At 64.5% G+C, this 24525-nt stretch carries 21 protein-coding genes; 11 read left to right on the top strand and 10 right to left on the bottom strand.

Annotation, left to right across the window (positions count from 1 at the left end):
• Positions 1-21 precede the first annotated feature (21 nt).
• Positions 22-861: a universal stress protein gene (locus tag AABA84_RS11395; protein ID WP_338306668.1), complete on the bottom strand. Its 840-nt coding sequence runs from the start codon at positions 859-861 to the stop codon at positions 22-24.
• Positions 862-1046: 185 nt separating this feature from the next.
• Here AABA84_RS11395 and AABA84_RS11390 point away from each other — a divergent pair, with 185 nt between their 5' ends.
• Genes AABA84_RS11390 through AABA84_RS11380 form a run of 3 tightly spaced genes read left to right on the top strand, consistent with a single transcriptional unit; the run spans position 1047 to position 4575 of the window.
• Positions 1047-2030: a zinc-dependent alcohol dehydrogenase family protein gene (locus tag AABA84_RS11390; RefSeq protein ID WP_338312083.1), complete on the top strand. Its 984-nt coding sequence runs from the start codon at positions 1047-1049 to the stop codon at positions 2028-2030.
• Positions 2031-2054: 24 nt separating this feature from the next.
• Positions 2055-3578 (top strand): bifunctional aminoglycoside phosphotransferase/ATP-binding protein, encoded by a 1524-nt coding sequence (locus AABA84_RS11385; protein ID WP_338312082.1) that lies wholly within the window; start codon positions 2055-2057, stop codon positions 3576-3578.
• Between the two features lie 25 nt (positions 3579-3603).
• Positions 3604-4575: a CHAD domain-containing protein gene (locus tag AABA84_RS11380; RefSeq protein WP_338312081.1), complete on the top strand. Its 972-nt coding sequence runs from the start codon at positions 3604-3606 to the stop codon at positions 4573-4575.
• Here AABA84_RS11380 and AABA84_RS11375 read toward each other — a convergent pair.
• Complete coding sequence (locus AABA84_RS11375) at positions 4572-6425, bottom strand: PHA/PHB synthase family protein (RefSeq protein ID WP_338312080.1); 1854 nt, start codon at positions 6423-6425, stop codon at positions 4572-4574. The two genes, AABA84_RS11380 and AABA84_RS11375, sit on opposite strands and share 4 nt — an antisense overlap.
• A 207-nt stretch (positions 6426-6632) precedes the next feature.
• Between AABA84_RS11375 and AABA84_RS11370 the strand changes: the two genes are divergently transcribed.
• Complete coding sequence (locus tag AABA84_RS11370) at positions 6633-7361, top strand: CBS domain-containing protein (RefSeq protein ID WP_338306673.1); 729 nt, start codon at positions 6633-6635, stop codon at positions 7359-7361.
• 38 nt (positions 7362-7399) lie between these two features.
• Here AABA84_RS11370 and AABA84_RS11365 read toward each other — a convergent pair whose 3' ends face one another.
• From AABA84_RS11365 to AABA84_RS11355, 3 genes are all read right to left on the bottom strand, one after another.
• Positions 7400-7858: a RidA family protein gene (locus tag AABA84_RS11365; RefSeq protein WP_338306674.1), complete on the bottom strand. Its 459-nt coding sequence runs from the start codon at positions 7856-7858 to the stop codon at positions 7400-7402.
• A 21-nt stretch (positions 7859-7879) separates the two neighbouring features.
• Complete coding sequence (locus AABA84_RS11360; protein ID WP_338312079.1) at positions 7880-9571, bottom strand: benzoate-CoA ligase family protein; 1692 nt, start codon at positions 9569-9571, stop codon at positions 7880-7882.
• A gap of 136 nt (positions 9572-9707) precedes the next feature.
• Positions 9708-10226, bottom strand: coding sequence for a MarR family winged helix-turn-helix transcriptional regulator (locus tag AABA84_RS11355; protein ID WP_338312078.1), 519 nt, complete (start codon positions 10224-10226; stop codon positions 9708-9710).
• A gap of 252 nt (positions 10227-10478) precedes the next feature.
• Here AABA84_RS11355 and AABA84_RS11350 point away from each other — a divergent pair, with 252 nt between their 5' ends.
• The gene (locus tag AABA84_RS11350) at positions 10479-11654 is read left to right on the top strand and encodes an ABC transporter substrate-binding protein (protein WP_338306676.1); all 1176 of its coding nucleotides are present in this window, start codon (positions 10479-10481) and stop codon (positions 11652-11654) included.
• Positions 11655-11690: 36 nt separating this feature from the next.
• Positions 11691-12149, top strand: coding sequence for a cupin domain-containing protein (locus AABA84_RS11345; RefSeq protein WP_247328833.1), 459 nt, complete (start codon positions 11691-11693; stop codon positions 12147-12149).
• A 9-nt stretch (positions 12150-12158) separates the two neighbouring features.
• Here the strand turns inward: AABA84_RS11345 and AABA84_RS11340 are convergent, their stop codons facing one another.
• The 4 genes from AABA84_RS11340 to AABA84_RS11325 all read right to left on the bottom strand — a co-directional run bounded on the left by AABA84_RS11340 (position 12159) and on the right by AABA84_RS11325 (position 17544).
• Entirely contained in the window at positions 12159-13409 is a 1251-nt protein-coding gene (locus AABA84_RS11340; RefSeq protein ID WP_212250180.1) for a flavin-dependent oxidoreductase, read from the bottom strand.
• Positions 13410-13464: 55 nt separating this feature from the next.
• The gene (locus AABA84_RS11335; protein ID WP_338312077.1) at positions 13465-15816 is read right to left on the bottom strand and encodes a bifunctional salicylyl-CoA 5-hydroxylase/oxidoreductase; all 2352 of its coding nucleotides are present in this window, start codon (positions 15814-15816) and stop codon (positions 13465-13467) included.
• A 98-nt stretch (positions 15817-15914) separates the two neighbouring features.
• Positions 15915-16751, bottom strand: a complete 837-nt coding sequence (locus AABA84_RS11330) for an enoyl-CoA hydratase family protein (RefSeq protein ID WP_338312076.1) — start codon at positions 16749-16751, stop codon at positions 15915-15917.
• Between the two features lie 31 nt (positions 16752-16782).
• The gene (locus tag AABA84_RS11325) at positions 16783-17544 is read right to left on the bottom strand and encodes an SDR family NAD(P)-dependent oxidoreductase (protein ID WP_338312075.1); all 762 of its coding nucleotides are present in this window, start codon (positions 17542-17544) and stop codon (positions 16783-16785) included.
• 195 nt (positions 17545-17739) lie between these two features.
• On the opposite strand from AABA84_RS11325, the gene AABA84_RS11320 reads away from it, so the two are divergent.
• Genes AABA84_RS11320 through AABA84_RS11300 form a run of 5 tightly spaced genes read left to right on the top strand, consistent with a single transcriptional unit; the run spans position 17740 to position 23467 of the window.
• Entirely contained in the window at positions 17740-18555 is an 816-nt protein-coding gene (locus tag AABA84_RS11320) for an alpha/beta fold hydrolase (protein WP_338312197.1), read from the top strand.
• 12 nt (positions 18556-18567) lie between these two features.
• Positions 18568-19857, top strand: a complete 1290-nt coding sequence (locus AABA84_RS11315) for an acyl-CoA dehydrogenase family protein (protein ID WP_338312074.1) — start codon at positions 18568-18570, stop codon at positions 19855-19857.
• A gap of 2 nt (positions 19858-19859) precedes the next feature.
• On the top strand, positions 19860-21386 hold the full coding sequence (locus tag AABA84_RS11310; protein WP_338312073.1) for a class I adenylate-forming enzyme family protein: 1527 nt from the start codon (positions 19860-19862) through the stop codon (positions 21384-21386).
• A complete protein-coding gene (locus AABA84_RS11305; protein WP_338312072.1) occupies positions 21383-22471 on the top strand; it encodes an NAD/NADP-dependent octopine/nopaline dehydrogenase family protein in 1089 nt (362 codons plus the stop codon). Before AABA84_RS11310 ends, AABA84_RS11305 begins: the two co-directional genes overlap by 4 nt.
• A gap of 3 nt (positions 22472-22474) precedes the next feature.
• A complete protein-coding gene (locus AABA84_RS11300) occupies positions 22475-23467 on the top strand; it encodes a 3-hydroxybutyryl-CoA dehydrogenase (RefSeq protein ID WP_212250200.1) in 993 nt (330 codons plus the stop codon).
• On the opposite strand, the gene AABA84_RS11295 is transcribed toward AABA84_RS11300, so the two are convergent.
• The gene (locus tag AABA84_RS11295) at positions 23464-24510 is read right to left on the bottom strand and encodes a peptidase M29 (protein WP_212250202.1); all 1047 of its coding nucleotides are present in this window, start codon (positions 24508-24510) and stop codon (positions 23464-23466) included. The two genes, AABA84_RS11300 and AABA84_RS11295, sit on opposite strands and share 4 nt — an antisense overlap.
• Between the last annotated feature and the right edge of the window lie 15 nt (positions 24511-24525).

Below are 24525 nucleotides of genomic sequence, written 5' to 3'. Positions count from 1 at the left end.
CAGGCCGGGAAAATGGCGAGCCTAGTGCGAGATCATAACCCAGCATGGTGGCTGGCCAATGACGGTCTTTGTCACACCGCCCCACACGATCTCGTTCAGGCGTGAATGATGGTAGGCGCCCATCACGATCGCATCCATGCCATGGGAATTCGCCCAACTTCCCAGTACCTTGCCGATCGAGCTGCCGTTGCCGGTCACCGTTTCGAAGGAGGCATAGACCCCGTGTTCTCTCAGATGGTCGACGAGAGCCGCACCGGATTGCGCGACCGCGTCAGCCTTGTCCTCTGCGACCGTCACCACGCGGACCGAGGTCGCAGCCTGAAGAATCGGCAATGCGTCGCCGACCGCACGCGCCGCGCGGGCAGAATGATCCCAGGCGATCATGACGCTCTCGAATTCCGGCCGCAACTGCGCCGCATGCTGCTCCGGGCAGAGCAGCAGCGGTCGCCCGGATTCGAACAGGAGGGTTTCGATGATGTGCTCCGTTCGGCTGTCGTGCGGCGTCACGGGAAACAGCGTGAGATCGCTGAAACGGGCATGCTCGGCCAGGATCGCCGCGATCTGGTCCGCCGGCACCTTGCCCGTTCGGCTCTGGGCGCGAATGTTGGCGCGGGACGCCGCGTTGGTGAAGGCATCGAGGAGCTGCTGCGTCTCGTTCGCCTCACGCGAACTGCCAGCCTCCGCGGAATCGCGATCATGGGGCAGCATCACCTTCGGCCGCTCGAAAACGTCTTCCTCGAGCGCGAGCGCCGTGATCCTGGCGCCGAGGTCGGCGGCGACGGCGACGCATTTCTCGATCGCAACCAGGGCCGATCCGCGCGGCTGGCCGACAAGCGGCAGAAAGACATCCTTGATGGGCATCGGGATTCTCCTTGGTCGCCACAATAGGCCGGCCTTGGTCGAGACGCTTGATCCTCGTCAAGCCAAGTCAAGCCAAGGGAACTCGGTCCGTTCGGGCTGGAAACAGGCGTTGACCGACGTCAAGGACTGGTCGTCCAGCTATTCTATGGATAATTCAGTCGGAGCGGTTCGCCCCGGAGAGACTGATGCGTGCGATGGTGTTGCCGGCCCCGCGAACGCGGCTCCAGATGGAGGAGCGGCCTGACCCGACACCCGGCGAGGGTCAACTCCGGGTGAAGATCAGCGCCTGCGGGGTATGCCGGACCGATCTTCATCTCGTCGATGCCGAGCTGCCCGATATTCGCTATCCGATCGTGCCCGGCCACGAGATCGTCGGTCGGGTCGATCTCGTGGGCCCGAATGTCACCACGCATGCGCCCGGTGATCGCGTCGGCATTCCCTGGCTCGGTTTCACCTGCGGACACTGCCGATTCTGCCGTGAGGGCATGGAAAACCTGTGTGACGCACCGCTGTTCACCGGCTACACGCGCGACGGCGGCTACGCGACCCACACCATCGCCGATGCACGCTACGCCTTTCCCCTCGGTGAGGTGGGCGACGACGTGGGGATTGCTCCTCTGCTGTGTGCAGGATTGATCGGCTGGCGCTCGCTGGTGCTGGCCGGCCCGGCCGACCGGCTCGGCCTCTATGGTTTTGGCGCGGCCGGCCACATCATTGCGCAAGTCGCGGTTTGGCAGGGACGGTCCGTCTACGCATTCACGCGACGCGGCGATGTTGCTGCACAAGACCTTGCACGCCGCCTCGGCGCTGTCTGGGCGGGGGCCTCAGACGAGGCGCCCGGCGAGCCGCTCGACGCGGCCATCATCTACGCGCCAGCCGGCGAGCTTGTCCCGGCCGCACTGCGCGCCGTCCGCAAGGGCGGCCGCGTCGTATGCGCCGGCATCCACATGACCGACATTCCAAGCTTTCCGTACGATCTGCTCTGGCAGGAACGGCAACTGCTGTCGGTCGCCAATCTGACCCGGCAGGATGGCCTCGATTTTCTCAAGATCGCTCCGCAAGCTGGCGTGCGCACCGAAACGACGGCATTTCCGCTTGATCAGGCCAACGAGGTTCTGAACATGCTGCGGGATGGCCGGATTCTCGGCGCGGCCGTGCTGACGCCCTGATGGTGCTTTCGGATGCCCGTTCCCATGAAAGATGAAACGGCGGCCCAGGAGCGGATCTTCCGGACGCTGGCCGGCCATCCCGGCGTGACGCGGATCGACACGCACGGCGCCTCGGTGTTCCTCGACGGCAAGCGCGCGTTGAAGATCAAGCGTGCCGTGCGGTTTCCCTTCCTCGACTATTCGACGCTGGAGAAGCGCAAGGCGGCGTGCGAGGAGGAAATCAGGATCAACCGGCCGCTGGCGCCGCAGATCTATCATCGCGTCGCGGCGATCACGGAAGAGCCGGATGGATCGGTGCAGGTCGACGGTCCCGGCCGGCCGATCGAGTATGCGGTGGACATGGCGCGCTTCGACGAAAACCGGACGCTCGATCATCTGGCAAAGGCCGGCCCGCTGGATGCGGCCCTCGCCTCGGCTGCCGCCGACGCGATCGTGGCTTCCCACGGCGCGGCGACACGCGCGGGCGGCGAAGCGTGGGTCGCCTCCGTCCCCGCCCTGATCGACGGCAACAGTCACGGCCTGCGGGCCGGCGGCCATTTCATCGCGGAAGACATCGAAAAGCTCGGCAAAGCCGCTCACGAGGCATTCCTCCGCGTCCGTCCGCTGCTCGCGGAGCGCGGCCGGATGGGCTTCGTGCGCCGCTGCCATGGCGATCTGCACCTTGCAAACATCGTCCTGATCGATGACCGGCCGGTGCTGTTCGATGCCATCGAGTTCGATGCGCAGATCGCAACGGTCGACGTGCTCTACGATCTCGCATTCACGCTGATGGACCTGTTGCACCACGATCAGCGAGATGCGGCCAACATCGTCCTGAACCGCTATCTCGCCGCAACGCCGGCCGACAATCTCGACGCGCTCTCGGCGCTGCCGCTGTTCATGTCCATCCGGGCGGCGATCCGCGCCCAGGTGGCCCTGGCACGGCTGAAGCCGCCGCATTCCGATGACCCCGGCATCCTTGACCAGGCACAGCGTTATTTCGACCTCGCCAGGACGCTGATCCATCCTGCCGCTCCGCGCCTGATTGCGGTCGGCGGCCTGTCAGGCACCGGCAAGACGGTCTTGGCGCACGCGCTCGCGCCCGTCGTCGCACCGCCCCCCGGAGCCGTCGTGCTGCGCAGCGACCTCATTCGCAAGCAGATGTTCGGGGTCGAGGACATGCACCGCCTGCCGCCGTCCGCCTACACGCCAGAGCACGCGGCCCGCGTCTACGACACGCTGGCTCAGCACGCCCGGCGGGTGCTGGCGCAGGGCCATTCGGCGATCATCGACGGCGTATTCGCCCGCGAGGACGAACGGGACGCGATCGCCGCATTGGCGCGAGAGCGCAATGTGCCGCTGAGCGGCCTGTTCCTGGTTGCGGACCTCGCGACCCGGCAGATGCGGATCGGAAGCCGCCGGGGAGACGCATCCGACGCCACGCAGGAGGTTGCTGCGCAGCAAGAGCGCTATAATATCGGTCACGTCGGCTGGGCGACCATCGATGCATCCGGGACACAGGAGCAGACGCTCCAGAACTGCCGGGACGCAATCGCTAAAAGCAAATAAGGCAATCTGATTGGCGCGGACAAGAATGGCGCGACCCACCACGACCTCGACGGCCGCTCGCGCCAGTCCGGCGGCGAGGCGCAATGCCCTGCCCGGCCGCCTCAGCCCCGGCATGGCCTGCGATACGGCGTTCCGCATCATCGCGCGCCGTCACCTCGATGCCGTGCTCGCCCAGCATGACGGCACCTGCCGCGGCGATCCCGACGCGCTGCATCAGATCCGGATCGCGTTGACCCATCTGCGAACTGCCATCCGCTTCTTCTCGCCGATGGTCGACGACGCCCTGCGCCCGAATGTCTGGGCCGAACTGAAATGGCTGAATGGCCAGCTCGGCATGGTGCGGGACCTCGACGTGGCGATCGAGCGGATCGTCGCCGAGAGTGGCGACGATCTTGCGGTGGTCGCCGAGCTTCAGCATTGGGACGAAAAGCGCGCCGAGAGCCACCGCCTGCTGGCGCGTGCGCTGCAATCGGCGCGGTATCGCCGCCTTGTCGAGCAGACCTCGATCTGGATCGAGAGCGGCCCCTGGTCGACCCGGCGCAGCAAGGAAGCCATTCGATTGCGCCGCTGCACGCTCGCCGATCACGCCACGGAGCGGCTGACCGAGTGGGAGACGACGCTGCTCAAGAAGGCGCGAAAACTCCGCAAGCTCGACGTCGAAAAACGACACAAGCTGCGGATTCTCAATAAGCGGCTGACCTATTCGATCGAGTCGCTCCAGGACCTGTTCGCCGAGGAATCGCTGACGAAACAGAAATCGATCCTCAAGAAATTGCGCAAGGCGCAACGGTCGCTCGGACGATTGAACGACGATGCACGGGGACGAGCGCTGGCGGCCTCGTTGAACGGCGCCGGCCTCGATGCCAGTAATCGCTTCCGCAACCGCAAGCGGGAAAAGAAGCTGTTGCGGACGGCGTCAACGGCCTACCGCAAGCTGGACAGGACCAAGCCCTTCCGCTGCTCGGATCTCGGACCGAGTTCCGAGCCGGAGGTTTAGGTGTGGACGTAATCCCCCGGCGCATCGGGCAGGCCGGGAGCGTCTCCAAGTCCGATCGGCGGCGGATCGCAGGGCGCACCGGAGCGCGCCGCCAGCCATTTGGCCCATTCCGGCCACCACGACCCTTCAACGCGCGGAGCCAGCTTCAGCCACTCGTCCGCACCGACATAGGGCGCGTCCTCGGCCTTGCTCAGCACTTGATAGCTGTGGCCGGGCTCGTCGGGAGGCGCGACGACGCCTGCATTGTGGCCGCCACTGGTCAACAGGAACGTCACGTCGGCATCGACCTGATAATGGATCTTGTAGACGGATCGCCACGGCGCGACGTGATCGGCCAGCGTGCCGACCACGAACATCGGGGCGTGAATATCGGACAGCGAAACGCTCCTGCCGCCGACGTGATAGCGCCCCCCGGCGAGGTCGTTGTTGAGGAACAGCTTTCGCAGATATTCCGAATGCATGCGATAAGGCAGCCGCGTTGCGTCCGCGTTCCACGCCATCAGATCGTTCAGCGGCGCGCCCTCGCCCATCAGATAGTCATGTGACAGACGCGACCAGATCAGTTCGTTGGAGCGCAGCAGCTGGAAGGCGCCGGCCATCTGCGTCGTGTCGAGATAGCCGCGCTGCCACATCATGTCTTCGAGAAAGGCGACCTGGCTCTCGTTGATGAAGAGCGTCAGCTCTCCGGCCTCGGTGAAGTCGGTCTGGGCCGCAAGGAGAGTGACGGTGCCGAAGCGGTTATCACCGTCGCGCTCCATCGCAGCGGCAGCGATCGACAGCAATGTCCCGCCCAGACAATAGCCGAGCGCATGGGTCTTCCGACCCGGCATGATGCGGCCGAGCATGTCGAGCGCCGCCATGACCCCCAGCTTGCGATAGTCGTCGAAGGCGAGATCCCGATCTGTCGCATCCGGGTTGCGCCAGGAGATCGCGAACACAGTGAAACCCTGACCGGTCAGATATTTGACCAGCGAGTTCTGCGGCGAGAGATCGAGGATGTAGTACTTCATGATCCAGGCCGGCACGATCAGGATCGGCTCTGGTCGCACCTGCGCCGTGGTCGGCTGGTACTGAATCAGCTCGATCAGCTCGTTACGGTAGACGACCTTGCCGGGTGAAGCCGCCACCGATTTGCCGACCACAAACTGCTCGCTGCCCGCCAAATTTGAGGCGGAGAGCAGGCGCATCAGGTCGCTGCACCAGTTTTGCCAGCCGAAGACGAAGTTCTCCCCGCCACTCTGGAACGCCTTTTCCAGCACCTTCGGATTGGTCGCCGCGAAATTCGACGGCGCCAGCATGTCGAGCATCTGGCGCATCGAGAACTCGACGATGGCTTCATTTGCGTGCGACACGCCGCGCACACCGGTCGTGGCATCGTGCCACCAGCGCTCTCCGAGCAGGAATGCCTGCGCCAGCAGATTGAACGGCGCGGTCTCCCATTGCGGTCCACTAAAGCGGCGATCCCGCCCCTGTGGCTGGATCACGGACCACGGCTTTTGGCCCAGTGACGCCGCGTGCGCGGCGGCTTCCGCCAGCCGACCGGTGTCGCGCAGGATGTTGCGGGAAATCTCCATCTGGCGCTGCGGCGCCGCAGCGAGATGCGAACTCCAGTCGAGCCAGGCGAGCGACAGAGCCAGCGGCGAAATGCCGCCGGTGAACCGCGCCAGCATCGCGTGAAACGCGCGATCGAGGGGATAGGGCTCCGATACAGGCAAGGGGTCCGCGGCAGCCGGCGTCCCCGCAAGCTTCTCGGAGCCTACCGTCGGGGCTTCGGGAGCGGCGGCGGGATTGACAGGAAGGGCCTGCACCGCCGGTTCTTCGGCTCGTGGAAATATCTGCACGACGCTCATGGCTCAATGTTCCCGAGGGCTGCTGTTATACGTCGGCGGCAGGATATGGCGAGGCTTCGCAGAGGCGTTGAGCTGCATCAAATCCGGAGCGCGGATCACGATTGCTTAATCAGGACGGACAGGCTTCGTCCGATTGACCTGAGTCAAACCGCACCCTGACACCCGAGCTAGTTTTCACGCATCGAAATTCGACAAGCGGAGTTGTCCATGCGCGCCCACCAGATCATGACCCGGTCGGTCATCTCGGTTACCCCCGACACAAGCATCGTCGAGGCGGCAAATATCATGCTGAAGCGGCACGTCAGCGGTCTCACCGTGGTCGACGATACCGGCAAGCTGGTCGGCGTCGTCTCGGAAGGGGATTTCATCCGCCGCAGCGAAATCGGCACCGGGCGCAAGCGCGGACGCTGGCTGCGGTTCATCCTGGGGCCGGGCAAGTCGGCCAGTGATTTCGTCCACGAGCATGGCCGCAAGGTCGCGGAGGTGATGACCGACTCGCCCGTAACCATCACGGAGGACACGGCGCTCGCCGAAATCGTCGACCTCATGGAGCGGAACAACGTGAAGCGGCTGCCGGTGGTGCGCGGCGACAAGGTCGTCGGGATCGTATCCCGCGCCAATCTGCTGCAGGCGGTGGCGGGGCTCGCCCGTGAAGTGCGTGATCCGACGGCGGATGACGACCACATTCGCAACCGCATCATCGACACCATGGAGAAGAACGATTGGTGCCCATTCGGGCTGAACGTCATCGTCCGCGACGGCATCGTTCACCTCAGCGGCGTCATCACCGAAGAGCGCACGCGGCAGGCCGCGATGGTCGCAGCGGAGAACGTCGACGGCGTGAAGAAGGTGCACGACCATCTGTGCTGGGTCGACACCATGTCGGGCATCTATCTGAACTCGCCCGAGGACGACGATCTCGCCAAGGCGAGCTGACAAGGCAAGCTGACAAGGCGAGCTGAACCAGACGCGGTTCAGCGTGGAATGACGGCGGTGGCCTCGATCTCGACGCGCGCCGCCTTCTCGACGAGGCGCACCACCTGCACCAGCGCCATGGCCGGATAATGTGCGCCGAAGATGGCACGGTAGATCTTGCCGAGCTCCCTCAGGTTGGACAGGTACTCGTCCATGTCGACGACGTACCACGTCAACCGCACGAGGTGCTCGGGCCTCGCGCCGGCCTCGGTCAGGATCGCGGCGATGTTGCTCAAGGTCTGACGCACCTGCGCGACAAAGCCGTCGGCGAGACGCTCTTCGGCATCCCAGCCGATCACCCCGCCAGTGACGACGATGAGCCCCTCAGCGGCCATGCCGTTGGCATAGCCCTTCGGCATCGGCCACCCCGACGGCTGGAGCACCTGCACCCGCGAACGGGCGTCATCGTCGGCTGCTGTCGACAGCACCGCGAGCTGCGGGCCTTTCGGCGTCGTCACGGACAATTCTCCATCCTTGTCTCATTCCGCCGCGACGCCTGAGGACGTCGCCGCGGCCTGCGCCATTTGCCGCAAGGCAAAGCGCTTCAATTTTCCGGTCTCGGTCTTGGGCAGTTGCGTCACGAACTCGATGGCGCGCGGATATTTGTACGGCGCGATCTCGCGCTTGACATGCTCCTGCAACGCGGCCACGAGCTGAGCGTCCGGCGTCACGTCGGGCGCCGCGATGACATAGGCCTTTACGATCATGCCGCGCGCCTCGTCGGGGGCGCCGACCACGCCGCATTCGGAAACCGCCGGATGCGTGAGCAGCGCCGCCTCGACATCCGTGCCCGCAATATTGTACCCGGCCGACACGATCATGTCGTCGGAGCGCGACTGGTACCAGAAATAGCCGTCACTATCCATCAGATAGGTGTCGCCGGTGATGTTCCAGCCGTTCTGGACGTATTTGCGCTGCCGCTCGTCGGCGAGATAGCGGCAGCCGGTCGGCCCGCGCACCGCAAGCTTTCCCATCGTGCCCGGCGGCACGTCACGGCCGTCGTCGTCGACGATCTTGGCCTCGTAGCCCGGCACCGGCTTGCCCGTTGCACCGGGGCGGATCTCGTCCTCGGTCGCGCTGATGAAGATATGCAGCAATTCGGTCGAGCCGATGCCGTCCATCAGCTTGATACCGGTCGCCTTGAGCCAGGCGTCGAAGGTCGGCTTGGGCAGCGTCTCGCCCGCGGAAACACATTTGCGAAGCGAGGAGATGTCGCGGCCCGGCAGCTTGCCGATCATGGCGCGGTACGCGGTCGGCGCCGTGAAGCAAACCGTGGTCTTGTATTGCTCGATCGCCGCGAGCATGTCGTCGGGCGTCGTCTTCTCCAGCACGACGAAGGAGGCGCCGATATGCATCGGAAACAGCACGCCGCCAAAGCCGAAGGTGAACGCGAGCGGCGCCGAGCCGACGAAGCGATCCTTCTGCTCGGCTCGCAGGATGTTGCGGGCATAGCCGTCGCAGACCGCGAGCATATCGCGGTGAAAATGCATGGTGCCCTTGGGATCGCCTGTCGTGCCCGACGTGAAGGCGATCAGGCAGATGTCATCGGCGGCGGTATCGACGGCGCTGAACTCCGGGCTCGCATCCGCGATCAGCGCCTCGAGCGAGGCGGCAGCGCCATTGCCCCAGTAGACGACATGCTTGAGACCGGGCGCTGCGGCCTTCGCCTTCTCCATCTCCTCGGAGAGTTTGCCGTCGCACAGCGCCAGCGTGATAGCCGCCTTCTGGATCGGATAGGACAGCTCCTTGGCACGGAGCAGCGGCATCGTCGCCACCACAATGCCGCCGGCCTTGATCACCGCGAGATAGGTCGCAACCATCATCGGGTTGTTGGCCGAGCGCAGCAGCACGCGGCCTCCGGGGACGAGGCCGAGCTTGCCGACCAGGACGTTGGCGATTCGATTCACCAGCGCTTGCAGCTCGCGATAGGTGTAGCTGACGGCGGGACTGATGACGCAGGGGGCCTCGCCATGGCCCTGCTCGACCCAGCGATCGAGGAAATAGCTGACGCAGTTCAGTCGCGGCGGATAGCGCAGCTCCGGCCGCGTAAAGATGAACTCGGGCCAGAGCTCGCGTGGCGGCAGATGCTGCCGCGCAAACGTATCGACATGGGCCGTCGCGGCGTTGCCGTCATGCGAGCCCGACACTTGAATCTTGGCGGCGTTGGCCATCGCACGCTCCTTTCAGCATGGATTGCACCCGGCAGCACGATCTGGAAAACATTTTAGGCTTAAAACAATTTGGCGCAATAGCGGATTTTGGGCATCCCGTGCTTTTTCCTGCGGCAAAAGGGATCGGCGGCGGTGCTTACGGCCGGCGGCGCGCGGCCGATTTCTGCGCCGACGCCTTGGTCTTGGCGAGCAGCCGCATCAATTCGCGTACGTCCTTCGGCGAGAGGTCTCCGAACAGATCGGCGATCCAGGTCTCGTGCTCCGCGGCCATCTTGCGGAACTCGGCGCGACCGAGTTTCGTGAGGCGGATCACCTGGACCCGGCGATCCGTCTCCGAGGTCCGACGGTCAAGATGGCCGGATTCCACGAGGCGCTCGACGAGACCGGTCACATTGCCGTTCGACACCATCATCCGCTTGGAGACATCGGACAGCGTCATGCCGTCAGGCGCCTTGTCGAGCTGCGCCATCAGATCGAAGCGGGGCAGCGTGACGTCGAACCGCTGCCGCAGCCGGCCGCGAACCTCGCCCTCGATCAGGGTCGTGCAGGTCAAGAGGCGCAGCCACAGCCGAAGCTCGTCGGCGTGGTCCTCCGGCGTTTCGACGGCCTTGGTCTCGGAATCGAGCATCTCGGTGCAGTCACTCTCGGCGGGCATTGGCGCCGGCACGGATTCCCCAACATTTTGAGCTTCAAATAAATTGAAGCCGGCCGCAAGTCCAAAGCTGCAACAATCGACCGCACGCCAATTTCTTTAGGCTTCAAATAATTGGCGCGCCGCTTGCATGCGCCGCTGCCCGCAGGATGGTGACAGTCTGAGCGCTGCTTGCCGCGGCCGCCATCATCGGCATAAGCTTGGACCAGAGTACGCGGCTTGCAGCGCAAGCCCTGATGTCACGGGGGACAGATCATGAGAATGCAATCAACCTTGGCCGCGGCCGCCGTGCTACTCGGCACTGCCGCGACCCCGGCCGTGGCGCAGGAGAAGATCAAGCTCGGGGTGATCGTGACTCTGTCGGGACCAGCCGCAGCGCTTGGCCAGCAAGTTCGCGACGGCTTTGCGCTCGCCGTAAAGGACCTCGGCAGCAAGATGGGCGGCCGTGACGTCGAGGTCGTGGTGGTCGATGACGAACTGAAGCCGGACGCGGCGGTGACCAAGGTCAAGGGTCTGCTCGAACGCGACAAGGTCGATTTCGTGATCGGCCCGATCTTCTCCAACATCCTGCAGGCGATCCACCGGCCCGTGACGGAATCGAAGACCTTCCTGATCAGCCCCAACGCGGGCCCCTCGACCTTTGCCGGCAAGGACTGCAACCCGTTCTTCTATGTGACCTCGTACCAGAACGATCAGGTTCACGAGATCCTCGGCAAGGTCGCGCAGGATCGCGGTTACAAGCGCATGTACCTGATGGTGCCGAACTATCAGGCCGGCAAGGATTCGGCGGCGGGGTTCAAGCTCGACTACAAGGGTGAGATCGTCGAGGAATCCTACATGCCGCTGAACACGCTGGACTTCCAGCCGGAGCTTTCGAAGATCTCCTCGCAGAAGCCCGACGCGCTTTTCACGTTCATGCCGGGCGGCCTCGGCGTCAATCTCGTCAAGCAATACCGGCAGGCGGGCCTTGCTGACAGCATTCCGGTGCTCTCGGCGTTCACGGTGGATGAATCGACCTTGCCGGCGCAGCAGGACGCCGCCGTCGGCATGTTTGGCGGCGCCAACTGGGCGCCCAATCTCGACAATCCCCAGAACAAGAAGTTCGTCGCGTCCTACGAGGCCGCCTATAACGTCGTACCCGGCACCTACGCCTTCCAGGCGTATGACGCCGCGATGCTGATCGACAGTGCAGTCAAGGCCGTGAAGGGCGATCTGTCGAACAAGGACGCGGTTCAGGCCGCGCTGAAGAAGGCCGACTTCACCTCGCTGCGCGGCACCTTCAAGTTCAACACCAACGGCTATCCGATCCAGGACTTCTACCTGACCAAGGTCGCCAAGCGTCCGGACGGCAAGTTCCAGACCGAGATCGTCCAGAAGGTCTTTGAGAATTACGGCGACCGCTATGCCAAGGACTGCAAGGCAGCGAACTAAGCCGCGCGTCGCGTCAAGGGTTACGGGAGGACTGCAATGAAGAGCGAAATCACCGGCATCACGCGGGCCAATGAAGGGATCCAGGGAATCTCCTGGAACATCCTCGGCCAGACCTATGTGCCGAAGAGCAATACCGAGCACAGCTTCTCATGGCACGCGACATTGCCGCCGGGCACGTTCGTGCCGCCGCACATTCACCCCGACCAGGATGAATATCTCTACATGCTGGAGGGCAAGCTTGACTTCATGCTGGGCAATTCGGAGTCGCAGGCAACCGCCGGCGACCTGATCCGCCTCGGCATGGGTGTGCCGCACGGCATTTTCAACAAATCGGAGCAGACCGCAAAAGTGCTGTTCTGGGTGTCGCCGACCAGAAAACTGTTCGACCTGTTCTGGGGCCTTCACAACATGAAGGAACAGAAGCCGGAGGACGTGGTGGCGATGGCCGCCGAGTTCAACATCCACTTCCTGCCGCCGCCTCCCGGCGCCGGCTAGCGGCAGGTCTCAAGCGCGCACCGCCGCCAGTCCCGGCACGGCGGCGAAGCCCGCCTTGGTGGCATAGCCGCGCACGATGGCCTCGCGCTGGGAATAGCTCAGCACATTGTCGACATTGTCAAAGCCGTCGGGCGCGAGCTGCTCGACGGCGTCGATGACGCCCTCAGGGCCGCCGCGCCGGTTGGAGCGCACGATATCCGCCGTCATCGGCAGGCGCTTCTTCTCATATTCGAGCAGCGCCTGGCGTGGATGCTCGGCGCGCACCAGCGCATCAGCAAGGCAGCGCGCATCGAGGATCGCCTGCGACGCGCCATTCGAGCCGACCGGATACATGGGGTGCGCGGCGTCGCCGAGTAGCGTGACGCGTCCCGACGACCAATAGGGCAAGGGATCGCGGTCGCAGGTCGGATATTCGTAGAATTCGGGCGTCGCCGAGATCAGGCTCTTCACGTCGACATAGGGCACCGAGAAGCGGGCGACGTGCGGCATCAGCTCCTCGCGGCGGCCCGGCCGCGACCAGTCTTCCTTCCGCGGCGGTGGCGCATTGCCCTCGCCCACCTTCACCAGCACGGCCCAGTTGGTCAGGCGGCTCGCCGGGCTCGATCCCTCCGCGATCGGATAGATCACCACCTTGGCATTGAGGCCACCGGCCACGATCATCGATTTGCCGGTGAGGAACAGCGGCCAGTCGCGCGCACCGCGCCACAGCATCAAGCCGTTCCAGCACGGCGGTCCCTCGTTTGGGAACAGCGTGTCGCGAACGCGGGAATGGATGCCATCGGCGCCGATCAGGATGTCGCCGCGCGCGGTGTGGACATGCGCGCCGGCACGATCGAAGAAGTAAGCGGTGACGCCGCCCTCGTCCTGCGTGAACGCGCCGAGCCTGCAGCCGGTGTGGATCGCCTCGTGCCCGAGCCGCTCCTCGACGGCGCGATGGATGACGCCCTGAAGCCGGCCGCGATGGATCGAGAACTGCGGCACGTCGTGACCGGCGTCGATGCCGCGGGCTTCGCGCCAGACCTCCTGGCCGTGGCGGTTGAGGTAATAGAGCTGGTCGGTGCGAACAGCGACGTCGTCGAGCTTCTGGAGCAGGCCGAGTCCGGCGAGCTCGCGCATGGCATGCGGCAGCGTATTGATGCCGACGCCGAGCTCACGAATGGTGTCAGCCTGCTCGAAGATCTCGCATCCGATGCCACGCGAACGCAGCATCAGCGCCGTGGTGAGGCCACCGATTCCGCCACCGACGATAATCGCCTTCATCGCCCTTACTCCACTCGAAACACGCCAGGCAATGAGGTTAACGTCGCACGGGCGGTTACTCCGCCGCAAGCGGCTTTGTCGCCTCCGCCTTGAGCTCGGCCCGGGTCTTGGGCTTAGCCTTAATGCGCAGCTCCTCCAGATCCTGCCGGTCGCGGACGCTGTTGCGGAAAATCTGATCCATTCCGGGCAGATATTGCGGCGGGCAGAACGCGTCCTTTGCCCCGTACCAGGCCGCCGCCCTCATGGTGAAGAACGGATCGACCAGATGCGGCCGGCCGAGCGCGACGAGATCCGCCCGGCCAGCAGCCAGGATGGTGTTGGCCTGATCAGCCGTCGTGATGTTGCCGACGCACATCGTGGCCACGCGCGCCTCGTTGCGGACCTGATCCGAGAACGGCGTCTGGAACATGCGGCCATAGATCGGCTGCGCATCGCGGACGGTCTGCCCGGTCGAGACGTCGACGAGATCGACACCGGCCTCGGCGAAGGCCCGCGCGATCGCCACCGCATCGTCGCCGGTGATACCGCCGTCAGCCCAGTCGGTCGCTGAAATGCGTACCGACATCGGCTTGTGCGACGGCCAGACCGCGCGGAGCGCCTCGAAGATCTCCAGCGGGAAACGCAGACGATTTTCGAGCGAGCCGCCGTACTCGTCCGTGCGGGTGTTCGTCAGCGGCGAGATGAAACTCGCAAGCAGATAGCCGTGGGCACAATGCAGCTCGAGCATGTCGAAGCCGCAGCGCTCGCCGCGCTCGGCCGCCGCGACGAAAGCGTCCCTCACCGCATTCATGCCGGCACGATCGAGCTCGCGCGGCACCTGGCTGTCGGGGAAATAAGGGAGCGGCGATGCGGAGAACACGTCCCAGCCGCCTTCGTCCAGCGGGCGATCCATGCCGTCCCACATCAGCTTGGTCGCGCCCTTGCGCCCGGCATGGCCCAGCTGGAGGCAGATCTTTGCAGCCGAATTGCCGTGGACGAAACTCACGATGCGCCGCCAGGCGGCCTCCTGCTCGTCGTTCCACAGACCGGCGCAGCCCGGCGTGATCCGGGCGTCGCGGCTGACGCAGGTCATCTCCGTGAAGATCAGGCCGGCGCCACCGATCGCGCGCGATCCGTAGTGCACGAGGTGGAAGTCGGTCGGCACGCCCTCCTTGGCCGAGTACATGCACATCGGCGACATCACCGCGCGGTTGGCGATCTCCATCTCGCGCAGCCGGAACGGCTGGAACAACGGCACTGCGGGCTTTTTGGTATCGACGTCAAAGCCGCTGTCGCGAACCTGTTTGGCAAATGACTTTTCGACTTCGGCGACGAAATCGGGCGCGCGGAGCTTCAGATTGTCATAGGTGATCGCCTTCGAGCGCGTCATCACGCCGAAGGCGAACTGCACGGGGTCGAAATCCCAGAAGCGGTCGACATGCTCGAACCAGACCAGCGAGACGTCGGCGGCATGCTGTGTCTTCTCGACCTCCTCGCGGCGGCCGTGCTCATAGAGATCGAGCGCCGCCTCGGTGCTCGGCGCGTTCTGCATCGCGTCGGCGAGCGCGATCGCGTCTTCCATCGCCAGCTTGGTGCCGGAGCCGATCGAAAAATGCGCGCTCGCCTTGGCATCGCCGAGCAGCACCATGTTGTCCTTGACCCAGCGCTTGCTGCGGATCATCGGGAAATTGCGCCACATCGAACGGTTGATGAGCAGCTTGTGTCCATCGAGGAACCAGCCGAAAATCTCGGCCATCCGTGCGGCGGACTGCGTCTCGTCCAGCCCCGTGAGGCCAGCCCGCTCGAACGTCTCGGGATCGGTCTCGAAGATCCAGGTCGAATGTCCGGCCTCATATTGATAGGCGTGGGCGATGAAGGGCCCCCACTCGGTCTCCTGGAAGATGAAGGTGAAGGCATCGAGCGGTTTGGTCGAGCCCATCCAGGCGAACTTGTTGGAGCGGAGGTCGACCTCCGGCTGGAAATGATCGACATATTTCTCGCGGAAGCGACTGTTGATACCGTCCGCGATCAGCACGAGATCGGCGTCGGCGAACCGGGTTTCGTCGTCGATGTCCACCTCGAAGTGCAGGACGACGCCGAGCTCGCGGGCCCGTTCCTGAAGGATCAGAAGCAGCTTGCGCCGCGAGCAGCCGCAAAAGCCGTTACCGCCGACCCGGTGGACCGTGCCGCGGAAATGCACGGCGATGTCGTCCCAGTATGCGAACTCCTGGGTGATACGGCGGTAGCTCGGCAGATCGTGCTTCTCGAAATTGTCGAGCGTGGCATCCGAGAATACCACGCCGAAGCCGAAGGTGTCGTCGGCCCGATTGCGCTCGTACACCGTGATGTCGGCGCCCGGGCGCTGCTTCTTGAGCAGGATCGCAGCGTAGAGACCCGCAGGTCCGCCACCGATGATCGCGACTTTCATGGGAGCCTCGCCAAGTTCACCCGGCCATGAAACTATTTTAAGTCTAAAATAATTTCGCGCAAGTCCCCCTTGCTGGCCGGCTCGGACAAAGACGCCGTTTAGTCGCCCCTGAATACCGGCTTGACCTTGTTGGCAAAGGCCTCGAAGGCGCGCTCGAAATCGGCCGTGGTCATGCACAGGGCCTGGGCAACGGCTTCCGCCTCGATCGCCTCCTCCACCGACATTGCCCATTCCATCGCCAGCATCCGCTTGGTCATGGTGTTGGCGAAGGTCGGCCCTTCCGCAATCTGCCTGGCCAGCAATTGTGCCTGGGCCAGCACCTGCTCCGGCGTCACGATGCGGCTGAAGAAGCCCCAGCGCTCGCCTTCTTCCGCGGTCATGAACCGGCCGGTGTAGAGCAGTTCGGAGGCGCGGGACTGCCCGATGATCCGCGGCAGGATCGCGCAGGCGCCCATGTCGCAACCGGCAAGGCCCACCTTGTTGAACAGGAAAGCAACCTTGGTCCCGCTCGCCGCGAGGCGCATGTCCGAGGCCATGGCGACGATCGCACCGGCCCCCGCACAGATGCCCTCGACCGCGGCCACGATCGGCTGCGGGCAGGCGCGCATCGCCTTGACGAGGTCGCCGGTCATCCGCGTGAAGGCCGTCAGCCCCTTAGTGTCCATCTTCACCAACGGGCCGATGATCTCGAACACGTCACCGCCGGACGAGAAATTGCCTCCAGCGCCGGTGACGACGATGGATTTGACCTCGTCGTCGAAGGCGCAAGCGCGGAAGAAATCGGTCAGTTCCCGGTAGCTTTCGAACGTCAGCGGATTCTTTCGTTCGGGCCGGTTGAGCGTGACCGTCGCGACGCCGTCGACCACCGCCAGCAGGAAGTGCTGCGGCGAATGGTCCGCGAGCGGAATGGTGACGGGATTTGCTGGTCTGCTCATGCGATCTCCTTGGTGTGTTCGTTCCGCGCCGCTAGATTTCGCCACCAGCCACCGCGATTGCCTGCGCGGTGATCGCACTGGCTCCCTGCCCGCACAGCCAAAGCACGGAATCCGCCACCTCTTGAGGCGCGATCAGGCGCCCTTGCGGATTGTGCTTGGCAAGCTCGGCGATCGCCTGCTCCCGGCTTCGTCCCGTCTTGGTCATGATGTTCTCGATGCTGCCGGCGACGAGGTCGGTGTCGGTGAAGCCCGGACAAACCGCATTCACGGTCACATTGCTGCCGGCCAGCTCGAGCGCAAGCGAACGAACGAGACCGACCGCGGCGTGCTTGGCCGCAGTGTATGCGCTGACATAAGCATAGCCCTTGAGCCCCGCGGTCGACGCAATCACGACGATGCGGCCATACGGACGATCCTTCATGCCCGGCAGCACGCCGTGGATGGCATGGACGACGCCCATGAAATTGATGTCCATCATGCGCGCAAACAGGGCACTGTCCGACTTCGCGAATGGTGCGGATTCGGCGATGCCCGCATTGGCGATCAGGATTTCGATCGGCTTTCGCGCCTGGGCCTCGGCGATGGCGGCCTTCAGAGCGATCTCGTTCGAGACGTCGGCGACAGCCGCAAAATGCGCGGCGCCTGCATTGACCGCCTCTTCGAGGACCGCTGAGTTCCGACCGACTATCGTCACAATGGCGCCGGCGCCGACGAGAGACGCCGCGATCGCACGGCCGATGCCGCGGCCACCACCGGTCACCAGTGCGTGCGGCGAGTGCGGCAATCCGGACATGCGCTGGCTCCCTCGGATCCAATGATCGTTCCTCCGATATATTTTAACCTTCAAATTTTTGCAACGAAAGCGGTGCTCGCCGCCGCGACCGTCAGAGCACGAGAGGGCGGCCCGAAAATTGCTTTAAGTATAAAATTATCGCTTCCCATCCCCCACAGGCCTGTTAGCATCAAGGGCCAAGCAAAAGGATGTCGCGTGTCGCAGCCTGCGCCAATGATAACAAAGGACGGACGCTTCGCCTACGAAGCCGCGGGCGATCCGAATGCGATACCTCTGATCTTCCTGCATGGCATCGGCGGCGCAGCGCGGGCCTGGCGGCGGCAGCTTGCCACATTCGGTGGCCGCTTCCGCGCAATCGCATGGGATATGCCGGGTTACGGCGGTTCGACCCCGCTCGCCAGCGTCAGCATCGCTGCCCTGGCGGAGGCGCTCCAGCAATTCATCGAACAACTCGGTGCAGCCAGACCCATTCTGGTCGGTCACTCGATCGGCGGCATGATCGTGCAGAAGTGGCTGGTGCAATCACCGAAACCGGCACGCGCGGTCGTGCTGGCGCAGACCAGCCCGGCCTTCGGCAAGGCCGACGGCGACTGGCAGAAGTCGTTCATCGCGGCGCGGCTCGGGCCGCTCGATCGCGGGGAGACGATGAAGTCGCTGGCGCCCTCGCTGGTGAAGGAGCTTGTCGGGGACGATCCCGATCCGAAAGGGATGGAGCTTGCACGCGAATGCATGGGAAGCGTGCCCGAGGCAAGCTATCGCGCCATGATGCTGGCTCTCATCGGCTTCGACCAGCGCAGCGCGCTTGGGGATATTTCCGTCCCCACGCTGCTACTGTCGGGATCCAGGGACAACAATGCACCCGCGCCCATGATGGCGAAGACGGCGACGTACATTCCCTCGTCCGAATATATCGAGCTCGCCGGTGTCGGCCATCTCGCCAACCTCGAGCGCCCCGATGCCTTCGACGAGGCCCTCGGCCGGTTCCTGAATTCCGTTACGACCAAAGCGTAAGGTGACTGCGCAATGACCATGCAAGTCAGCAAGACGATCGGCACGACTGACAAGGTCGCGCTGGATGCGCCGATCTTCGATCCCATTGCATTCCGCCTCAGCGACGAGCAGGCTGGCATCATTGCGCGGGCAAGAGAAATCGGCCAGAGCGTGTTCGCCGCTCGCGCCGCCACTTACGATCGCGAGGCGACGTTTCCGATCGAGAATTATCGCGACCTGCACCGCGTCGGTCTGCTCGGCATTGCCGTTCCCAAGAAACACGGTGGGCTCGGCGCGAATTATCAGACCTATGCTTTGGCGGCCGCCGAGATCGGCCGCTATTGCGGCGCGACCGCGCTGACCTGGAACATGCACGTGTGTTCGACCCTCTGGTCGGGGCCCCTCGCCGACGATCTCGACATGGACGCCGGGACCCGGGCCGAGCACGAACGGCGTCGCGCAGTCCACTACAAGCGCATCGTCGAAGATGGTGCGATCTATTCGCAGCCCTTCTCCGAGGGTGGAGCGGCCGCCGCAGGCGGCGTCGCCTTCGGCACGGAAGCAAGGCCGGTCGAGGGTGGCTGGATCGTCAACGGCAAGAAGATTTTTGCATCGCTCTCCGGCCACGCCGACTATTACGGCGTGCTCTGCACTGAGATCGAGGAGGGCGAGAAGGCCTCGCGCCGCAACACGCTTTACCTCGCGATATCAGCCAAGGCCGAAGGCGTCTCGGTCGTCGGCGACTGGGACCCGCTCGGCATGCGAGGAACGGTTTCGCGAACGCTTCTGTTCAAGGACGTGTTCGTGCCGGCCGACTCTGCACTGATGCCGCGCGGCGTCTATTTCCAGGCCGCGATGCGCTGGCCGCACATGTTCCTGACGCTGTCGCCGACCTATATGGGCCTGGCGCAAGCGGCCTATGATTTCACCGTGCGTTATCTGCGCGGCGAAGTGCCGGGCATGCCGCCGGTCAAGCGCCGGATGTATCCGACCAAGCAGATCGCGGTCGCGCAGATGCAGATCAAGCTCGAGCAGATCAAGGCGATCTGGTTCCAGGCGGTCACCGAAGCCTGCGCCAATCCGAGCAAGGAGCAGGTGCTGCGGGCCTATGCCGCGCAATATTCGGTGATGGAAGGCGCCAACGAGCTCGCCGCGCTCGCGATCCGCACCTGCGGCGGTCAGGCCATGCTTCGATCGCTGCCGCTGGAGCGGATCTATCGCGACAGCCGCTGCGGCTCACTGATGTTGCCCTGGACCGCCGAGCTGTGCCTCGACCGGATCGGACGCGAGGCGCTCTATGAGATCGGCGAGACGGACGACTGACGGTGGACCTTTGCAGTCTGATCGATCGCAACGCGGCGTTCGCGCCAGACAAGACGGCCATTGCCTTCGAGGGGGAAAGGCTGAGCTATGCGGCGTTCGCCGCACGTATCGAGCGCACCGCGACGGCATTGAAGCAGGAGCTCGGCGTCGGCCGCGGCGACCGCGTCGCCATCCTCAGTCTGAACCGGCCGGATTACCTGGTTCTGCTTTATGCCTGCGCGCGACTTGGCGCGATGCTGGTGCCGCTGAACTGGCGGCTCGCCGTCGCCGAGCAACTCTTCATTCTCGCCGACGCAGGCGCCAAGGTGCTGGTGCTCGAGCAGGCATTTGAGGGAGTTCTCCCCGAGCTTGCGCCGGGGACGTCCGTTGTCGGCCTCGACTTCACGCCGCCTCGCGGCACAACATTCGAAAGCCTGCTCGCGCGCAGCGACGGCAGCAGCCGAAATCCGCACACCGATCTCTCCTGCCCGCTGCTGATCGTCTACACATCAGGGACAACCGGGCGGCCGAAAGGCGCGGTGCTGCGCCAGGAGGCGCTGTTCTGGAACGGCGTCATGAGCCAGCACATGCACAACATGACGTCGGACGACCACGTGCTGACCGTGTTGCCGTTCTTCCATGTTGGCGGCCTCAACATCCAGACCACGCCGGCACTGCAGCTTGGCGCGACCGTCACGGTCCATGCGCGCTTCGCGCCGGAGACCGCGCTTGCAGCCATCGAACAGGAGCGGCCGACACTCACGGTCATGGTGCCTGCGATCATCCAGGCGGTGAGCGAGCATCCTGCCTGGGCGGCCACCGATCTTTCGTCACTCAAAGCCGTCGCCACCGGCTCGACCATCGTGCCTCCGCATCTGATCGAGCGTTTCGTCGCGCGCGCTGTCCCGGTGCTTCAGGTCTACGGCTCGACGGAAACCTGCCCGATCGCCGTCTACACGCGGCTCGGCGGCGACCTTTCGCGCGCGGGATCGACCGGTCTTGCCGGCCTGTGCTGCGACGCGAAGGTGGTCGATCATGCCGGCAACGAATTGCCCGCCGGCACGCCGGGCGAGATCGCGGTACGCGGCCCCAATGTGTTCTTCGAATATTGGGGCAACGAGGCCGCAACGCGCGACTCATTGCAGGATGGCTGGTATCGCACCGGCGATATCGGCCTGAACGACGCCGACGGCTATTTCTGGGTCCGCGACCGCAAGAAGAATATGATCATTTCAGGCGGGGAAAACGTCTATCCCGCCGAGGTCGAGCGCGTCCTGCTCGAACATCCCGACGTCAGCGAATGCGCCGTGATCGGCCGGCCGGACCCGCGCTGGGACGAGGTGCCGATCGCTTATGTCATCCCCCGATCCGGCTGCCGGCCCGAAGCGAACGAGCTGAGAGCCCATCTCCAGGCGCAACTCGCCCGCTATAAGGTGCCGCGCGAGATCGTCTTCGTCGCCGACATGCCGCGCACCGCGCTGGGCAAGGTCCAGCATTTCCTGCTGAAGCAGCTTGATGCGCAGTCCCGCGCGCAGGGAGAGGCATCTTGAAGATTGCAGTTCTGGGTGGGGGAAACGGCTCGTTCGCGGCCGCCGGCGATTTTGCGCTGTCGGGGCATGAGGTGCGGCTTTGGCGCCGCGATGCCGGCCAGGTCGCGGCACATCGCGCCGCCGGCTCGCGCATCCTGGTCAAGGATCACAACGGCCGCCACGACGTGACGCTCGCGCTGGTCACGACGGATATCGCCGAGGCCGTCAACGGCACGGAGCTGATCCTGTGCCCTGCTCCTGCCTTCGCACAGACCGATATCGCTCGCCTGCTCGCCCCGCATCTGCGGGACGGTCAGGTCGTCTTTCTGCCGCCAGCGACATTCGGTTCGATGATCTTCGCAAGGGCTGCGCGGGAAGCTGGGAACCAGGCCAGGGCAAGCTTTGCCGAAACCGGTACACTGCCGTGGCTCACCCGCAAGCACGGACCGTTCGAGGTCGCGATCACCATCCGCGCCAAGCGGCTTCCGGTCGGCGTATTCCCGCTCGACCGCGCACCGCATGCGCTCGAAGTCATCGGACGCGCCTTCCCCGATACGATCGAGCCGTGCGGAGACGCGCTGTCCGGGGCGCTGATGAATGCCGGCCCGATCATCCATCCGCCGCTAATCGTGATGAACGCAGGTCCAATCGAACATTTCGAGCGCTGGGACATTCACAAGGAAGGCACGCAAGCCGCGATCCGCCGGGTGACCGACGCGCTCGACGCGGAACGCATCACGGTCCGCGAGGCACTTGGTTACGGTGCGCCGCATTTTCCGCTCGCTCACCATTATGCGAGTGAAGGCGAGATCTGGATGTATGGCCGCGGCTCGCACGACCGGCTGACGGATTCAGGCGACTGGCGCGAGCGGATCGTGCTGCCGGAGCATCGCTATATGCGTGAGGACCTGCGGCTTGGGCTGTCGCTGCTGGTCTCCGTCGCCGGCCTGGCGGGCGTGGCCACGCCGCTGGCCAAAGCGTTCCTGTCAATCGGCGGCGCGGTCTGCGGCGAGGATTTTGCGCAAGGTGGCCGAACGCTTGAGACGCTGGGGCTCGACAATCTCAGCAAGGCCGAATTGCAGACGCTGCTTCGCAATGGATTTTGACCGATGACCAATCGCGCCAATATCGTCTGTCTGGGGGCTGGCCGCATGGGACGCGGCATTGCGGTCGCGTTTGCCTACGCTGGGCATCAAGTCACGATGATCGACGTCAAGGCGCGCTCCGCGGAGGAGTTCGCCAAGCTGGAGGCGGACGCGATCGGCGAGGTCGCGAAGACCTTTGCCAGCCTGTCCAAGCTGGGGCTGCTGACGGAGGCCGATGTCGATCCGCTCATCGCGCGCGTCTCGGTGGTGCCCGCCAGCCAGAGCGAGGCAGCGCTATCCGACGCCGGAATGGTTTTCGAAGGAGTCCCTGAAGTCGTCGAACTCAAGCGCGAGGTGCTGGGGTCAGCCTCACGGCAGGTCCGACCCGACACGATCATGGCATCGACGACGTCGACCATCCTCGTCGATGATCTCTCCGGCGCGATCGTGAACCCTCGCCGCTTCCTCAACGTGCATTGGCTCAACCCAGCCTATCTGATCCCGCTGGTCGAGGTTTCGCCCGGCAGAGCCACCGATCCCGCCATCGTCGACGAGGTCAAGGGACTGCTCGAAGGCATCGGCAAGGTGCCGGTCGTCTGCGCGGCGACGCCCGGCTTCATCGTTCCGCGCATCCAGGCGCTGGCGATGAACGAGGCCGCACGCATGGTCGAGGAAGGCGTCGCCAGTGCCGAGGAGATCGACAAGGCGATCCGCTACGGTTTTGGCTTCCGCTACGCCGTGCTCGGACTGCTCGAATTCATCGACTGGGGTGGCGGCGATATCTTGTACTACGCCAGTCGCTATCTCGAAGGCGCGCTCGGCAGCGACCGCTACCGCGCGCCGGACGTCATCTCACGCAACATGCATGAAGGCAGGATCGGCTTGCGCACGGGTGCCGGCTTCCTCGACTATTCGGGCATGGACGTTGACGCCTATCGCGTAAAGCGGCTTCAGGCCATGGTGGATCTGCTCCGCCACTTCGACCTGGCTCGCCCACCCGTGCTCGACCGCAATTAGCCGAATACGTCCTGGAGCACGCCCTCCCGGACCACAGCAACGCCATCGAGCTCGATGGTCGTCCCCATCATCGGCAGATCGAAATGCCCCGCCGTGTAGCGGCCGGCAAATTCGTTGGCGCCGGTCGAGAACAGGAAATTGCCGGAGACAGCCCGAATCTCGGTGCCATTGGTGTCGCGCTGGTCGTACATCGACAGCGCTTCATAGCGCGCACCGGGGTTCATGCCGAAACCGACATGCGAGACGGCATAAGCCTCGCGATCGCCCCAGGCAGCAAGATAGGCGCGCATCATCGCGGCATCGGTGCCCTCGCCTTCCAGCTCGACGACATAGTCGTCTTTCAAGGTCATCTTCACCGGTGAGGCCAGGTAGCGCTTGAAGGTCAGGTTGATGTCGCCGGGCGCCATCACCAGCGTGCCGTTGATGGTCCCGCTCTTGGGGAAACTGACGACGATTCCGCCGGGCCAATGCGCCAGCGTGCCGGGCTTGTCGGTCCAGCCCCACACACCGACCGTGGACGCACCGACCATGTCGACGTCCAGCGCCGTGCCGGCCTTCGACGTCACCCGCATCCGCTTGGTCCCGCGCAGCATCTTGGCCGCCGCCCGAACGCGCTTCTCGAGTGCGCTATCCGGCACCATCCGCTCCAGCGCTTCGGGATGCTCGTTGGAGATCACCAGGATCCGCGCGCCGGCCTTGAGGATCTCGGGCGTCTCCACCGCGTGCATCAGACCTTCAATGGTGCAGTCCACCACAAAGCCGGCCTGCTGAAGCGCGGTGATGACCGGGCCAAGGCGCTGGATCGCCTCGCTCGCCCCCGTTGAGCGAACCGGCACGATGTTGCGGTTACGCGGCGTCGGCATCACCACATGAAACGGCCGCGCGCCCATGCGCAGCAGGGCGAGCTCCGCCAGATGCACGTTCAACGCGCGTGACTGGGTCTCCGAGAGGATTGCGGCGGTATCACCAGCCTTGACGGCGCATCGCTCAAAAATCTCGCAAAATGCGTCGATCCATTTTGCCTCGATGCGATCAGCCAGCATGGTTCACTCCCGGTC

This window comes from Bradyrhizobium sp. TM239 (assembly GCF_036247985.1).
GTDB classification, from domain to species: domain Bacteria; phylum Pseudomonadota; class Alphaproteobacteria; order Rhizobiales; family Xanthobacteraceae; genus Bradyrhizobium; species Bradyrhizobium ottawaense.
The sequence above is the reverse complement of the archived record's forward strand: the minus strand, read 5'-3'. Positions and strand labels throughout refer to the sequence as shown.

Coding starts and splice junctions, on each gene's coding strand:
- AABA84_RS11295 (WP_212250202.1), bottom strand. CDS start 24,510: ATGCTGGCTGATCGCATCGAGGCAAAATGGATCGACGCATTTTGCGAG.
- AABA84_RS11360 (WP_338312079.1), bottom strand. CDS start 9,571: ATGGCCAACGCCGCCAAGATTCAAGTGTCGGGCTCGCATGACGGCAAC.
- AABA84_RS11300 (WP_212250200.1), top strand. CDS start 22,475: ATGACCAATCGCGCCAATATCGTCTGTCTGGGGGCTGGCCGCATGGGA.
- AABA84_RS11350 (WP_338306676.1), top strand. CDS start 10,479: ATGAGAATGCAATCAACCTTGGCCGCGGCCGCCGTGCTACTCGGCACT.
- AABA84_RS11345 (WP_247328833.1), top strand. CDS start 11,691: ATGAAGAGCGAAATCACCGGCATCACGCGGGCCAATGAAGGGATCCAG.
- AABA84_RS11325 (WP_338312075.1), bottom strand. CDS start 17,544: ATGTCCGGATTGCCGCACTCGCCGCACGCACTGGTGACCGGTGGTGGC.
- AABA84_RS11390 (WP_338312083.1), top strand. CDS start 1,047: ATGCGTGCGATGGTGTTGCCGGCCCCGCGAACGCGGCTCCAGATGGAG.
- AABA84_RS11355 (WP_338312078.1), bottom strand. CDS start 10,226: ATGCCCGCCGAGAGTGACTGCACCGAGATGCTCGATTCCGAGACCAAG.
- AABA84_RS11370 (WP_338306673.1), top strand. CDS start 6,633: ATGCGCGCCCACCAGATCATGACCCGGTCGGTCATCTCGGTTACCCCC.
- AABA84_RS11315 (WP_338312074.1), top strand. CDS start 18,568: ATGACCATGCAAGTCAGCAAGACGATCGGCACGACTGACAAGGTCGCG.
- AABA84_RS11330 (WP_338312076.1), bottom strand. CDS start 16,751: ATGAGCAGACCAGCAAATCCCGTCACCATTCCGCTCGCGGACCATTCG.
- AABA84_RS11395 (WP_338306668.1), bottom strand. CDS start 861: ATGCCCATCAAGGATGTCTTTCTGCCGCTTGTCGGCCAGCCGCGCGGA.
- AABA84_RS11375 (WP_338312080.1), bottom strand. CDS start 6,425: ATGAGCGTCGTGCAGATATTTCCACGAGCCGAAGAACCGGCGGTGCAG.
- AABA84_RS11335 (WP_338312077.1), bottom strand. CDS start 15,816: ATGAAAGTCGCGATCATCGGTGGCGGACCTGCGGGTCTCTACGCTGCG.
- AABA84_RS11380 (WP_338312081.1), top strand. CDS start 3,604: ATGGCGCGACCCACCACGACCTCGACGGCCGCTCGCGCCAGTCCGGCG.
- AABA84_RS11385 (WP_338312082.1), top strand. CDS start 2,055: ATGAAAGATGAAACGGCGGCCCAGGAGCGGATCTTCCGGACGCTGGCC.
- AABA84_RS11340 (WP_212250180.1), bottom strand. CDS start 13,409: ATGAAGGCGATTATCGTCGGTGGCGGAATCGGTGGCCTCACCACGGCG.